At 68.9% G+C, this 13,821-nt stretch carries 13 protein-coding genes; 4 read left to right on the forward strand and 9 right to left on the reverse strand.

The features are described 5' to 3' along the window. Positions 1-9 precede the first annotated feature (9 nt). The 4 genes from ABD156_RS06235 (at position 10) to ABD156_RS06250 (ending at position 6,165) form a co-directional block, all read left to right on the forward strand. Positions 10-1,515 (forward strand): DUF7782 domain-containing protein, encoded by a 1,506-nt coding sequence (locus tag ABD156_RS06235; RefSeq protein ID WP_377928211.1) that lies wholly within the window; start codon positions 10-12, stop codon positions 1,513-1,515. Further along, complete coding sequence (gene dtd / locus ABD156_RS06240) at positions 1,512-1,937, forward strand: D-aminoacyl-tRNA deacylase (protein WP_344267634.1); 426 nt, start codon at positions 1,512-1,514, stop codon at positions 1,935-1,937. The genes ABD156_RS06235 and dtd overlap by 4 nt, the downstream gene beginning before the upstream one ends. Positions 1,938-2,214: 277 nt before the next feature. Beyond that, positions 2,215-3,246 carry a sigma-70 family RNA polymerase sigma factor gene (locus ABD156_RS06245; protein WP_344267636.1) on the forward strand — a complete coding sequence of 344 codons (1,032 nt, stop codon included), beginning with the start codon at positions 2,215-2,217 and terminating at the stop codon, positions 3,244-3,246. A 1,257-nt stretch (positions 3,247-4,503) separates the two neighbouring features. Beyond that, entirely contained in the window at positions 4,504-6,165 is a 1,662-nt protein-coding gene (locus ABD156_RS06250; RefSeq protein ID WP_116206878.1) for a fumarate hydratase, read from the forward strand. A gap of 18 nt (positions 6,166-6,183) precedes the next feature. On the opposite strand, the gene ABD156_RS06255 is transcribed toward ABD156_RS06250, so the two are convergent. The 9 genes from ABD156_RS06255 to ABD156_RS06295 form a co-directional block, all read right to left on the reverse strand. After that, positions 6,184-6,621 carry an SRPBCC family protein gene (locus ABD156_RS06255; protein WP_344267639.1) on the reverse strand — a complete coding sequence of 146 codons (438 nt, stop codon included), beginning with the start codon at positions 6,619-6,621 and terminating at the stop codon, positions 6,184-6,186. Positions 6,622-7,116: 495 nt separating this feature from the next. Then, positions 7,117-7,635, reverse strand: a complete 519-nt coding sequence (locus tag ABD156_RS06260; protein ID WP_344267641.1) for a hypothetical protein — start codon at positions 7,633-7,635, stop codon at positions 7,117-7,119. Between the two features lie 44 nt (positions 7,636-7,679). Next, positions 7,680-8,174, reverse strand: coding sequence for a hypothetical protein (locus ABD156_RS06265; protein WP_344267643.1), 495 nt, complete (start codon positions 8,172-8,174; stop codon positions 7,680-7,682). A gap of 75 nt (positions 8,175-8,249) precedes the next feature. After that, complete coding sequence (locus ABD156_RS06270; RefSeq protein ID WP_344267645.1) at positions 8,250-9,047, reverse strand: ABC transporter permease; 798 nt, start codon at positions 9,045-9,047, stop codon at positions 8,250-8,252. Next, positions 9,025-9,888: a 2-aminoethylphosphonate ABC transporter permease subunit gene (locus ABD156_RS06275; protein ID WP_344267647.1), complete on the reverse strand. Its 864-nt coding sequence runs from the start codon at positions 9,886-9,888 to the stop codon at positions 9,025-9,027. Before ABD156_RS06275 ends, ABD156_RS06270 begins: the two co-directional genes overlap by 23 nt. Next, entirely contained in the window at positions 9,885-10,952 is a 1,068-nt protein-coding gene (locus tag ABD156_RS06280; protein WP_344267649.1) for an ABC transporter ATP-binding protein, read from the reverse strand. Before ABD156_RS06280 ends, ABD156_RS06275 begins: the two co-directional genes overlap by 4 nt. Next, positions 10,949-11,983 carry a 2-aminoethylphosphonate ABC transporter substrate-binding protein gene (locus ABD156_RS06285; protein ID WP_344267651.1) on the reverse strand — a complete coding sequence of 345 codons (1,035 nt, stop codon included), beginning with the start codon at positions 11,981-11,983 and terminating at the stop codon, positions 10,949-10,951. Before ABD156_RS06285 ends, ABD156_RS06280 begins: the two co-directional genes overlap by 4 nt. Continuing rightward, positions 11,980-12,672: a phosphonatase-like hydrolase gene (locus tag ABD156_RS06290; RefSeq protein WP_344267652.1), complete on the reverse strand. Its 693-nt coding sequence runs from the start codon at positions 12,670-12,672 to the stop codon at positions 11,980-11,982. The genes ABD156_RS06285 and ABD156_RS06290 overlap by 4 nt, the downstream gene beginning before the upstream one ends. Beyond that, positions 12,666-13,784, reverse strand: coding sequence for a TIGR03364 family FAD-dependent oxidoreductase (locus tag ABD156_RS06295; RefSeq protein WP_344267653.1), 1,119 nt, complete (start codon positions 13,782-13,784; stop codon positions 12,666-12,668). The genes ABD156_RS06290 and ABD156_RS06295 overlap by 7 nt, the downstream gene beginning before the upstream one ends. Positions 13,785-13,821: the final 37 nt, after the last annotated feature.

Genomic DNA, 13,821 nt, shown 5'->3' on the forward strand with positions numbered 1-13,821 from the left:
TTACCCACCGTGAGCACGAACACGCCTCTTCCTGACCTTTCCGACGACGTCTGCGCGCGGCTGCGCGAAGCGTTCCGACGCACCGGCTACGACGCTGACGGCGTCGTAGACGCACTCGGCGGCGCGGCGCACACGGCGCTCGGCCGCGGCGAGCCCGAACCGGCCCGCCGCGCGAGCCTCGACGCCGGGGACCTCGGCGTCTTCATCCGGCTGTTCCTGCTCGGTCTCGCCGAGCCGGAGAAGACCGTCTCGTCGGCGTTCGCCCCGCTCAGCGCGGACGACGCGGTGGCCGCGGGCATCCTGCGGACCGTCGGGGACGAGTTCCGCGCCGCGCTCGACATCCGGCCGCACGGCGACGACGACGGCTCGTGGTGGGTCGTCTCCGACCTCGACGCCGACATGCTCGGCCACGTCGTGCCCGAGGACCACGTGCTCGGCGTCGGGCATGCGTCGCTGAGCCTGATCCGCGCGACCAGCCGCCGCCCCGTCGGCACCCTGCTCGACCTGGGCACCGGCAACGGCGTCCAGGCGCTGCACGCGACCCGGCACGCGCAGCGAGTGACGGCGACCGACGTGTCGGCCCGCGCGCTCGCCCTCGCCGCGGGCACGTTCCGGCTGAACGAGCTGGAGGTCGAACTGCTGCGCGGCGAGTGGTTCGCGCCAGTCGCGCGCCGCCGCTTTGACCAGGTGGTGTGCAATCCGCCGTTCGTGGTCGGCCCGCCGCGCGTCGACTACACCTACCGCGACTCCGGCCTAGCCGGCGACGACGCTAGCGCGCTGGTTGTCCGTCAGCTGCCGAGCTTCCTCAACGACGGCGGCACCGGTCAGCTCCTCGCGTCGTGGCTGCACCGACGCGGAGAAGACTGGGGCGACCGCGTCGCGCGCTGGCTGCCGCCTGAGACTGACGCCTGGTTCGTACAGCGCGACGTCGCCGACCCGGGCCTGTACGTCGGCACCTGGCTACGCGACGAAGGCATCGACCCGCGCTCGCCCGAAGGCCGCGCCAAAGCAGCGGCGTGGCTCGACTGGTTCAGCGAAAACGACGTACAGGGCATCGGATTCGGCTTCGTGACGCTGCGGCGCGCAAACGGTCAGACGCCGACTGTTGTCTGCGAAGACCTTCGACAGGCTTACGACGACCCGCTCGGCCCCGAAGCAGCGAACTGGCTCGACCGCGTCGAGTGGCTGCGTACGCACGGCGACAACGTGTTGGACGTAGCGTTTCGGGTACCCGAAACAGTGCTGCTCGAACGCGTCGATTCACCCGGCGACGAAGGCTGGGAAACGACCGTGCGTCGGCTGCACCGCACTGACGGACCGGGTTGGCAGCACGAAGTCGACGAACTCACGACGCGGCTTCTCGCGGGTTGCCGCGGGGCGCTGCCGTTGTCGGATCTGCTGGATCTGCTGTCCGCCGCGCAGGGCCTCGATTCGGCCGAGCTGACCGCCTCCGCGTTGCCGATCGTCCGCGAACTCGTGCGGCACGGCATGCTCGTGCCCGGTTCGCCGCAGTGAGGGCGGTGGCGGCGCGGGTCACCCGCGCGAGCGTGACCGTCGCGGGGGAGATCGCCGGAGAGATCAAGGAACCGGGCCTGCTCGTGCTGCTGGGCGTGCACCGTGACGACGATCTCGGGAAAGCCGAAACGATGGCTCGCAAACTGCACGAACTCCGGTTGCTGCGCGACGAAGAATCCTGCGCGACGACCGGCGCCCCGCTGCTCGTGGTGTCGCAGTTCACGCTCTACGGCGACACCCGCAAGGGCCGTCGCCCTTCGTGGACCGCCGCCGCCCGGCCGGAAATCGCCGAACCCCTGGTGGACGCCGTGGTCGCGGAACTGCGCGGCCGCGGCGCCACCGTCTCGACCGGACGGTTCGGCGCGGAGATGGCGGTGGAAAGCGTGAACGACGGCCCGTTCACCGTTCTCATTGAGGTCTAGACCACATTGGATCGGCGCGCGTAACATCGAAGGCACAGTGCGCGATTCGCACGCATTTCCCGGAGCGGGGCGGTTCTCAGCAAAACCTCAGTTTTGGTGGAGCAACCGCGAGGCGGGTACGCCCGTCCTCATTTCAGCGAGCCGGGAACGTTTCAGGTTCCCGGGGCGTTGAGACCAGTGTCCAGCCAAGCCGGCTGGGCCCGCGGACACGGGATTCCACAGGCCCCGTCCCGCAGGCGCCGGCGAGACACGTTCAGCCCGTGACCGGGGAGGCAGAATGTCAGTCCAGACTCTCGAACGCGAAGCGCGCGGGATTCGCGAGCGCCGGATTCCAGCACAGCAGACCGAGGAGCGTCCGAGCGTGGGGGCGCTCACCGACGCCGACCTCGACGCCCAGAGCCCCGCCGCCGACTTGGTGCGCGTGTACCTGAACGGCATCGGCAAGACCGCGCTGCTCACCGCGGCCGACGAGGTCGAGCTGGCGAAGCGGATCGAGGCCGGGGTCTTCGCCCAGCACATGCTCGACACCGCCGAGGACCTCACGCCGCAGCGCCGCAAGGAGCTGCGCGCGCTGATGCGCGACGGCCACGTCGCGAAGAACCACCTGCTGGAGGCGAACCTCCGGCTCGTGGTGTCGCTCGCGAAGCGCTACACCGGACGGGGCATGCCGCTGCTCGACCTGATCCAGGAGGGGAACCTGGGCCTGATCCGCGCGGTGGAGAAGTTCGACTACTCCAAGGGGTTCAAGTTCTCCACGTACGCCACGTGGTGGATCCGCCAGGCCATCACGCGCGGCATGGCGGACCAGGGCCGCACGATCCGGCTGCCGGTCCACCTGGTCGAACAGGTGAACAAGCTGGCGCGGATCCGCCGCGACCTGCACCAGCAGCTGGGCCGCGACGCGACGCACGAGGAATTGAGCGCCGAATCGGGCATTCCGGTGCACAAGATCTCCGACCTGCTCGACCAGTCGCGCGACCCGGTGAGCCTCGACATGCCGGTGGGCACCGAGGAAGACGCCCCGCTGGGCGACTTCATCGAGGACTCCGAGGCGACCGACGCCGAGAGCGCGGTGATCTCCGGTCTGCTGCAGGACGACCTTCGTCGTGTCCTGGCGACGCTGGACGACCGCGAACAGCACGTCATCCGGCTGCGCTACGGCCTCGACGACGGCCAGCCGCGCACGCTCGACCAGATCGGCAAGCACTTCGGCCTGTCCCGCGAGCGCGTGCGGCAGATCGAGCGCGAGGTCATGGCGAAGCTGCGCCAGGGCGAGCGCGCCGACCGGCTGCGGGCGTACGCCAGCTGAGTTTCTTCCCTCTCCGGGCCGGGGTTCGGGGCCCGGGTTCCGGAGAGGGCGGAGAAGCCTGCCGGCGAGCCGATTCGGGCTGCCGCGGCAGGCTGACCGGGCGTGGGGTCCGGTGAGCCAGGCCGAGGCAAGCACGCGGGCAGGCAGGTCGAGGTTTCCGCGGGGACCGGGTGGGGCCCGGTCGAGCGGGGCGGAAGCTTTCGGCCGCATCCATCATTCCGGTGAGCAGCGGGTGGTGCCGCTGGTTGCGGTTTCGATGGGCATCGGGTGGTGCAGCTGGCAGCGACTTCAGTGGCCAACATGCGGTGCCGCTGATCGCGATTTCAGTGGCCAGCGGATGGTGCGGCTAGCCGAGCTTCAGTGGCCAGCGAGCGGTGTCGCTGGCAGCGACTTCGATCGGCAGCAAGTGGTGCCGCTGATCGCGGCTTCAGCGGCCAGCGGGCAATGCGACTAGCCGCGCCTTCAGCGGCCCCGCCAGCGGTGCCACTAGCCAGCGACTTCGGTCGGCAACAATTGGTGCCGCTGATCGCCACTTCAGCGGCCAGCAAGCGGTGCTGCTAGCCGCGATTTCAGTCGCCAGCCAGCGGTGCCGCCGATCGCGACTTCGGTCGGCAGCGGGGCGGTGCCGCCGATCGCGATTTCAGGTGCCAGCGAGCGGTGCCGCAGGCAGCCGCAAAACCCTCGGTTCGATCTCCGGACCGGGGGTTTTCTCACGCCCAAGCCCCGATCTCACCCGCCCTGGCCGCCCCGGCGACCGCCGGGCAATTGACGACAAATCGCCTCATCAACACCACCAGCCTCACCAGCCACTTGAGCCCCACCAACCCCTTTAGCCCCCATAGCGCGCACGATCCTCCTTCCGTGCCCTGATTAATCCCATTAATCCCTCTTCGAGTTACACCCACCGCAATCCCGTCACCACTCTGTGCACCCGATCGTGGAATTCGCGTCTCGTTCGCGTTTGGCGGTTCCGGGCACTGGGTAGCAAGCGTTCGCGACCCCCGCTGTGCGGCGTCCGGTCAACGCGCCGGCGGGGGTCCCGTTAGTCACGCGGGACGGGTGTGTGCGCATCCGGTCCGCTTTCCCCGGGAGGTCGGGTCCGTCGGGGTGGGCCCGGCCTCCCGACCATGCCTGCCGGGAAGCCCGCGGGGAACGCCGTCGGCGTGCGCTATCCCACAGCGTCCCCGCGCCGGTGCGACCGGGCGGAATCCGCTGAGTACCGTGAGCCAATCCCGATCAGGGCAAAGGAGCCTCGCTGTGCCGCCCACCACGTTCCAGCACACCGAAGTCCTGCCGCTCGGCAAGGACACCACCACCGAATACCGGCTGGTCACCGCCGACGGTGTCGAGACCGTCGAAGCCGCCGGGCGGAAGTTTCTGAAGGTCGATCCGGAAGCGCTGACGACGCTCGCGCGCACGGCGATCACCGACATCCAGCACCTGTTGCGCACGTCACACCTGCAGCAGCTGCGCGCGATCGTCGACGACCCCGAAGCCAGCGGCAACGACCGGTTCGTCGCGATGGACCTGCTCCGCAACGCGGCCATTTCGGCAGGCGGTGTGCTCCCGATGTGCCAGGACACCGGCACCGCGATCGTCATCGGCAAGCGCACCGAGGGCGTGCTGTCCGGCGGCGACGACGAGCGCGCCCTCTCGCAGGGCATTTTCGACGCCTACCAGCAGCTCAACCTGCGCTACTCGCAGATGGCCCCGATCAACTTCTGGGAAGAGCGCAACACCGGCACGAACCTGCCCGCGCAGGTCGAGCTCTACCACAAGGATTCGGACGCGACGGACCCGTCGTACGAGTTCCTGTTCATGGCCAAGGGCGGCGGCAGCGCCAACAAAACCTTCCTGTACCAGGAAACCAAGGCGGTCCTGAACCCGAAGCGGCTCGCCCGGTTCCTGGACGAGAAGCTGCGCAGCCTGGGCACCGCCGCGTGCCCGCCGTACCACCTGGCGATCGTCGTCGGCGGCATGTCGGCCGAGTTCAACCTCAAGGTCGCGAAGCTCGCCTCCGCGCGCTACCTCGACAACCTGCCCGCCGAGGGCTCTGAGCTGGGCCACGCGTTCCGCGACCGCGACCTCGAGCAGCAGGTGCTGGAGATGACGCGCCAGTTCGGGATCGGCGCCCAGTTCGGCGGCAAGTACTTCTGCCACGACGTCCGGGTGATCCGTCTCCCCCGCCACGGCGCGAGCTGCCCGGTCGGCGTCGCCGTCTCGTGCTCGGCCGACCGCCAGGCGAAGGCGAAGATCACCAGCGAAGGCGTGTTCATCGAACAGCTCGAACGCGACCCGGCCCGCTTCCTCCCGGACGTCACCGAGGACGACCTGTCCGACGAGGTCGTGTCGGTCGACCTCAACCAGCCGATGGACCAGATCCGCGCCCAGCTGGCGCAGCTGCCGGTGAAGACGCGCCTGTCGCTGACCGGCCCGCTGGTCGTGGCCCGCGACATCGCGCACGCCAAGATCGCCGAGCGCCTGGACGCCGGCGAGGAGATGCCGCAGTACCTCCGCGACCACCCGGTCTACTACGCGGGCCCGGCGAAGACCCCCGACGGCTACGCGTCCGGTTCGTTCGGCCCGACCACGGCCGGCCGGATGGACTCGTACGTCGCCCAGTTCCAGGCCGCGGGCGGCTCGCTGGTGATGCTGGCGAAGGGCAACCGCTCGAAGCAGGTCACCGCCGCCTGCAAGGAACACGGCGGCTTCTACCTGGGCTCCATCGGCGGCCCGGCCGCACGGCTGGCGAAGGACTGCATCAAGAAGGTCGACGTCCTCGAGTACGCCGAACTCGGCATGGAAGCAGTCTGGAAAATCGAGGTCGAAGAGTTCCCCGCGTTCATCGTCATCGACGACAAGGGCAACGACTTCTTCTCCGAAACCAGCGAACCGGTACTGCAAATCAGCTTCCGCTGATCTCCAAGCACGCCGAGGTCACCCGGGAAACATCCCGCCCAACCGGGCGAGAGTCTTCTCGATGGCCTCGGCGTTGCGCTTGGGAAACCCCAGCAACCGAATCGCGAGCGGCGACCGAGCAGTAGACCAGTCAAAGGTCTCGGTCACTTCGGTGCGCCCGTCCCCCGTCGGCTCAAGCAGCCAGCGCCACCGATGCCCCGCGAAGTGCCGCCAGGCAATCAGCCGATTCTCCTCGAACTCGACCACGGTGTTCTGAATCCGGTACGGCGCCCCCATCCGCATCTCCATGCCGAACTCGGAGCCCAACGACAACCGATCCGGCGCCGCGCCACGACTGGCGCGCACCGTCCCGGACCCGTCGATGAGCGGATGCTGAGCCGGATCAGCAAGCAACGCGAAAATCCGTTCCGGCGCAGCAGCAACCACCGCACTGCGCGAAACCTGGCGAGTTCCCATAGCCGCAAAGCCTAGAGCCGCACGGCCACTGAGGCCATCGACGCACCCCCCGAACAGCCCAACGCGTCCACAGTGGACTCCCAACAAGAAGTCCGTGAGGGGAACCCTGAGGGACTCAGAGTCCCTCAGGGTTCCCCTCACGGACCACTCACCGCCGCAACGCACCCAACGCCACATTCGGTGCATCCCACGCACCCAACGCCACATTCGGTGCGTCACATGCACCCAACGCCACATTGGGGCGCAAGCCCCGCCCCACCTCGACCCGCAGCCGATGCACCCAACCATCGAGGCACCCACACCACCCCCGCACCCCGATACGAAGCCAAAAACGCGGCGCGGGGGTGCTTGTCAAGGCATCTTTCCCGCCTTGACAAGCACCCCCGCGCCGTCGTAACAATCAGCTTCGGGGTGCCCCACGCAACCACTCAAAGCAATGTCGCCGCCAGGCGACGAGCCGAATAACCCCCCGACGAAGTCATCCGGCAACAGGGGTCACCGAGGAGCAGACCGCTTCAAAACCACAGTCCTCTCCCCCAACGGCGCCGCCAACGCCACCGAAATCACCGGATGCCGCAAATCCATCGTGCACATCTGCCCGGTTTGCGCCTTGGTCTCGCTCAAATCCACCACAACCTTCTGGGCACTCTGCTCAACAGCCTCCCCAAGCGCATGCCCACACCCCCCTTCCTCAGCCCGCACCACGAGCACCGTCCCCCCGTTGTCCGAATAAACCTCCTTGGGAAACGTCTTAGGCAACGCCGCCCCGTCAACCCGATTGTCAGGAACCCGCACCGCCCCTTGCGGAGGGTCGAACTGGGGTTTGCCCGGCGGCGGCACCGGAGTCGAGGCGCTGGCACTGGCACTGCCGCTGCCGCTCGGCGGCGCGCTCTCGGTCCCGGACGCTGGTGCGTTCGCCATGCTCGTCGGACTGCCGCACGCGGCCGCCATCGTGAGCACCAGTGCCGCGCCCGCCAGTCGTGTCGTTCCGATCAGCTTCGTCGAGTACCTCATGATCCCTGGACGGATCGACCGCCCCGAGGGGTTGCACGCGATCTTCACGGGCCTGGCTTCAACACCAATTCCCGCCCGCCCAGCGGCGCGGCAAGCCGAACCGGCAACGAAATCTCGCGCACATGCATCGGACACATCTGCCCGTGCGGCGGCTTGGTAATCGTCACCAGCACCACAACCTGAGTAGCTGTCTGCTCTCCAGCCTTCGCGCTGAGCTTGTCGCATCCGCCCTCTTCCGCCTGGATCACCACCACCGAGCCACCCTCAGCGAGCGTGACGTCGTGCGGATACCCAGCCGGAAGCGCCGAAGCGTTGATCTGCCCGGCAGCAGGCGCGGTATCCCCAGGCGGCACGCCCTGCGTCGGACGGCTCTTCGGCGGCCCGGACGCCGGCGGCGGCGCGACCGACGGCGAAGAAGAGGTCGGCGGCGGCGAGGAAACCGACACCGAACTCGACGCCGGGCCGGAGGAAGCCGGCGCGGCTGTAGTCCCGTTGCTCCCGCACGCCGCGACCGTCAGCAGCAGCGCGCTCGCTCCCACGATTTTCCCTGTTGTCCGCATGCACCGCGGACGGAATCGAGCCCCCGGAGGTTGCATCCGCGCGCGAAAACTATTTCACCGAGCGGAAGCCTTCCCCCGCACCAGCCCCAGCAGCACCACCCCGGCCAGCGTCACCACCAGCAACAGCACCGTGCTGGCCGACGCGAGAAACACCTGTCCCCGGTCGGTAAGGGAGAAAATGGTCGCCGGGAGCGTTCGCCAGTCCGGCGGATAAAGCATCATCGTCGCGCCCAATTCGCCCATCGACATCGCCAGCGCCAAACCGGCCGAAGCCGACATCGCGGGCAACAGCACTGGCAACCGGACACGCAGCAGCACCCGCAACGGACGCGCGCCGAGACTCGCCGCGGCCTGCGCGAGCAGCGGGTCAACGCGTTGCAGCGCGGCGGAAACCGTGCTGTACGCAAACGGCAGCAGGATCATCAGGTGTCCGGCGAGGACGATCCAGCGCGTGCCGTTGAACGCCACCGGCGGGCGGCTGAAGGCCACGAGCAACGCCAGCCCCAGCACCACCGACGGCACCGCGATCGGCAGGTGGAACAGCGAATCCGCGATCCGGCGCAGCCGCGGCGGCGCGTGGTCGACAGCCAGCGCGGCCCAGGTCCCGATGAGCACCGAGACCAGCGACGTGATCACCCCGGTCTGCACGCTCACCGACAGGCTCGCGAACGTCTCGCCGGAGAGCGCCTCGGCGTAATGCGCTCCGGTGAGCCCGCTGGGGAGTACACCCGTCCAGCTCCCGGCGAACGACGCCAGCACGATCATCACCAGCGGTGCGGCCACTACACCGAGGAAAACCACCCCGAAAACCAGCCACACCAGCAACCGGCTACGCCGCGTCCACAGCAGCACGACGGCCTCCCCTTCCGACCACTCGCCGGTAAACCGTGTAGAGCACCAGCGACAGCACCACGTTCACCACCGCGACCACCGACGCGGCCGGGAAATCGAAGGTGACGATTCCCTTGCCGTACACCAGCATCGGCAACGTCGAGACGCCCTTGGCCCCGAGGAACAGCACGATGCCGAACTCGTTCATCGTCAACAGCAGCACCAGGCACGCGCCGGACGCGAGCGACGGCAATGCTTCCGGCAGCACGACCCGCCACAGCACCCGGCCTGGCCGCGCGCCGAGACTCGCCGCTACGTCCAGTTGCGCCGAAGGAACTTGACTGAACGCGGCGAGCGCGGGCCGCATCACGAAGGGCGTGTAGAAGGTAATCTCGGCGAGCAAAACACCCCATGGCGAGTACAGAAACCCAGCGGTGCCAAAGACTCCCGCGCCGCCGTAGAGGAACGTGAAGGCCAGCGCGATCAGGAACGACGGGAAAGCCAGCACCGTGTCGACCAGCCGGGCCAGCAGTGTCGCGCCGGGAAACGGGACGAACGCGACGACCAGCGCGAGAAATCCGCCGAGCAGCACACAGCCGACCGTGGAACCCAAGGCCAGCAACACTGTCTGCCACACCGCACGGCCGAATTCCGGCGACGACAGCACTTGCGTCCACACCGAAAGCCCGAAACTGCCGTCCTGCGCGGTGAACGACTGCAGAATCACCAGCACGAGCGGGTAACCGAAGAATCCGGCGACCACGATCGCGGGCGGCAGCAGCCAGCCGATCCGGTACCGGCGGGGCCGAGTGCCGCGACGGGCCGGGGCGAGCGCGGCGGTGCCGAGGGCGAGGCCGGTCATCCGCCCACCCCCACCAGCGGGCAACCGTCCGGAATGGACACTCCGACCCGGTCGCCGACCGCGGGCAGCACCGGGCTGTCCGGCACCTCGGCGCGGAGGTCGCAGACCTCGTCGGTGAGCCGGAGGTCGAGCCGGTACCCGGAACCGCGCCACTGCACGCCGCGCACGAGCGCCGGGAAGGTGTCCGGTCCGGGTTCGCCGACCGAAATCCGGTGCGGCCGCACGCCGAGCGCCACCGGCCGCTCCGGCTGGAGCGTGCCGGACGGTTCGGCGGACAGCTCGCGCCCGGCCAGCCGGACGGTCGCAACCGACCCGTCCGCGCGCACCAATTCGACCGGGATCAGGTTCGCCGCACCGAGGAAGCTCGCGGTGAACTCGGTGGCCGGGCGACGGTAAAGCTGTTCGCACGGACCGAGTTCGACCAGCCGGGAATCGCGCAGCACCGCGATCCGGTCCGCGAGCGCGAGCGCTTCACTCTGGTCATGAGTGACGTAGATCAGGGTCGTGTCCGGCAATTCGGCCCTGAGCCGCAGCAATTCCGCGACCATGTCCTCGCGCAGCGCCGCGTCCAATGCGGACAGTGGCTCGTCGAGCAGCAGCACGTTCGGCCGGATCGCCAGCGCCCGCGCCAACGCGACCCGCTGCTGCTGCCCGCCGGACAGTTCACGGGGATACCGGCGCGCGTACTCGCTCATCCCGACCAGTTCCAATACCTCGCCGACGCGCTGCGTCACGTCCGCGCGGCGCATCTTCCGCGCCTTCAGTCCAAACGCGACATTGTCGGCGACCCGCTGATGCGGGAAGAGCGCGTAACTCTGCACCACCACGCCGAGCCCACGCCGGTGCGGCGGCAGATCGGTGACGTCCTGGCCGTCGAGCAGCACCCGCCCGGCGCTCGGCCGGAGGAACCCGGCGAGCGCCTTGAGCGCGGTCGACTTGCCGGAGCCGGACGGTCCCAGCAGGGCCAGCGTTTCGCCGCGCGCTACCGAAAGATCCAGCGGGGCAAGCGCTTGCGTCGCTCCGAAATGGACGGATACGCCGCGGAACTCTACTGCCGGAGTCACTGTCCGGTGGCCTTCCGGTACGCGGCGAGGTCGGCGTCGAGACGGCCGAGGACGGAGTTCCAGTCCGGCGTCCAAATGTCCACTCCGGACATCGCGGCGGTGATCTTCTCCGCCTTCGGTCCCTGCGGCTTGACGTCGGAACGGGCCGGGATGCCGTACGCGTCGCTGGCCTTAGCCTGGGTCTCCGGCGAGAACAGGAAGTCGAGCAGCTTGCGGGCGTTGTCCGAATGCGGCGCGTTGTTGACCAAACCCGCGAAGTACGGCAACGCGAAGGTCGAGCGCTTTCCCTGCGCGTCGGCCGGGAAGAACACCGAGAACCCGCCGCTCTTGTCGATCTCGGCGAGGTTCATCTGCAGGTCCCCGTTCGCGACGAGCACCTCGCCCTTCGCGACCTTCGGCTGCAGCTTGCCGGTGGACGACGACGGCCCGACGTTGTTCGCCTGCAGCTTGCCGAGGTATTCGAGCGCGCCCTGGTCGCCGAACACATGCTGGGCCTGCAGCAGCACCGCGGTGCCGTCGCCCGCCTCGCCGGGCGTGGAGTACTGGAGCTTGCCCTTGTACTTCGGGTCGAGCAGATCGTTCCAGCTCTTCGGGGCCGGGTTCGCCTGCTGCGGGTTGTAGATGAAGCTGAGGTAGTTGTTCATCAGCGCGTAGTAGCGGCCCTGCGGGTCCTTCTGCGCGGCCGGAACCTGGTCGACGCCCTTCGGCGCAGACGTCGCGAGCAGGCCTTCCTTCGCTGCCTGCTGCACGAACGGCGGGAGCGTGACGAGGACGTCGGCCTGGGTGTTGGCCTTTTCCTTGCCTACGCGCGAAACAACCTCGGCGGAACCGGCGGTGACCGCCTGGACGGTGATCCCGGTCTGCTGCTTGAACTCGGCGAACCGGGCGTTGTACCAGTCTTCAAGGCCATCCGCGGTGTACACGGTGACGGTCTGGTCGCCGGACGCGCCGCCCGCCGTGCCGCCGCACGCGGACAGCAGGCCGGCGAGGGTGGCGACGAGAGCGACGACGGTCGCTTTCCGGATTCTCATGACTGGGTGGCTCCTTCAAGATCGAGCACGGCGGGGAGGGCGGAGACGGAGTCGAGAACGTGGGTGGCGTGCGCGGCTTCCAGTTCGCCGCGGTTGCCGGCACCGGTGAGCACCCCGGCGACGATTCCGGCACCGGCGGCGAGGCCGGTGCGGACATCAGTGGGGGTGTCGCCGACTACCGCGATGTTGCGGACGTCGGTGACCTTCAGCTTCAGTGCGACAGCGAGGATCAAATCGGGATACGGACGGCCGCGCACGCCATCGCCAGGCGCAAGCGCGAGGTCGGCGAGGTCGTGCCAGCCGAGCGCGTCGAGCAGCGCGCGCTGAGTCGTGGGTGCGAAGCCGGTGGTCAGCGCGACGCGGACGCCCTTCTCCCGCAGGCCGCGGATGGTTTCCTCGGCACCGGGAATCGGCTTGCACTCCCCGGCCGCGACCAGACGTCCGTACGAGCCTTCGAATTCGGCGTTCGCGCGCTGGGCGAGGTCTTCGTCGCCGAGCAGCGCGCGGAACACGGTGATCTTCGACTGGCCCATGGTTTCCCGGACGTAGTCGAGCATTCCGGCGTAGCGTTCGTCCTCTTCGGACACTCCGGCGGCGGCGATCGCGGCGGTGAAAGCCCGTTCGACCAGTCCGTCGTCCGCGACGGTCGTTCCGGCCATGTCGAGCACGACGAGTTCGGTGGTCACCAACCCAGCTCCTTTGCGGTGTCTTCGGCGATTGCGGGCGAGCAGGTCATGCCCCGGCCACCGGGACCGGTGACGAGGAAAGCGTTGCCGGACAACCGTTCCCGGTGCACGACCGCGGTCTGATCGGTTGCCTGTGCGTACACGCCGGCCCAGCGACGGCGGATCTTCGGCAATGGACGACCGAGCAACGCGCCCGCCACTTCGGCGAGGTGTTCGTACGGGTCTTCGGTGACATCGAAGGAGAACGGCTGCGCGTACTCGTGCGTGTCGCCGATGGTGAGCGAGCCGTCGCGACGCTGCACCATCAGCAGCTGCATCGCGTTCTGCGCGGCGATTTCGCCCTGCGGGTGACCTTCGTTCATCGCGTCGAGCGCCGCGCCGCGGTAGGCCGGGTAGTACCGGAAGCTGTCGCCGTCCGCGACGCTGGTGGGCAACGGCTCGTCCAGCGGTTCGGTCTGCGCCATCTGCAGCCGGACCCGCCGTACCGGGATCTCGCCCGCGATCTCGCGTACCAGCCCGCCGAGCCACGCGCCGGTGCAGAACACCACGACGTCGCCTTCGTGGCGCCCGCCGTGATCGTCGACGACGCCGTTTTCGGTCAGGTTCCGCACCTCACGGCCGGGCAGCCACTGGTAACGACCGCTCGCCTTGAGCGCTTCGCGGAGAGCAGGCTGCGCGGTCCGCGGCTCGACCGCCGCGTCGCGCTCGCACCACAACGCGCCGGCGAAGTTGCCGCGCAGAGCCGGGTTCAGCGCCCGGGTCTCGTTCGCGTCGAGGAGTTTGAAACCGCGCTCAGCCGCCTCCGGCCCGGAGACGACCTCCTGCGCGACAGCCAGCTCGGCGTCCGTGCGGACGACCGTCAGCGAGCCGTTCGGCCGGAAACCCAGCGCGGGCACGCGTTCGCCGATCCGCTCCCACAGCTCCCGGGCGCGCACCGCCGTCTCCAGCTCCGGACCGGCCGCACGACCGCCGACCCACACCAGCCCGAAGTTCCGGACGGACGCTCCGCGCGCCTCCGGCTCGCGTTCGAGCTGGAGGACTTCGTGACCGCGTTCCACGGCCTGCCAGGCGTGCTGGGTGCCGAGCACACCGCCGCCAACGATGATGATTCGCACGGCCGCAACAGTCGCCGCCCGCGCTCAACGGAGCCTG

The sequence above is a fragment of the Amycolatopsis albidoflavus genome (assembly GCF_039525725.1).
Classification (GTDB): Bacteria; Actinomycetota; Actinomycetes; order Mycobacteriales; family Pseudonocardiaceae; genus Amycolatopsis; species Amycolatopsis albidoflava.

Excerpts from the sequence above, each read along its gene's own strand:
- ABD156_RS06260 (WP_344267641.1), bottom strand. The coding sequence starts at position 7,635 with ATGAGGTACTCGACGAAGCTGATCGGAACGACACGACTGGCGGGCGCG.
- ABD156_RS06285 (WP_344267651.1), bottom strand. The coding sequence starts at position 11,983 with ATGAGAATCCGGAAAGCGACCGTCGTCGCTCTCGTCGCCACCCTCGCC.
- ABD156_RS06255 (WP_344267639.1), bottom strand. The coding sequence starts at position 6,621 with ATGGGAACTCGCCAGGTTTCGCGCAGTGCGGTGGTTGCTGCTGCGCCG.
- ABD156_RS06245 (WP_344267636.1), top strand. The coding sequence starts at position 2,215 with ATGTCAGTCCAGACTCTCGAACGCGAAGCGCGCGGGATTCGCGAGCGC.
- ABD156_RS06275 (WP_344267647.1), bottom strand. The coding sequence starts at position 9,888 with ATGACCGGCCTCGCCCTCGGCACCGCCGCGCTCGCCCCGGCCCGTCGC.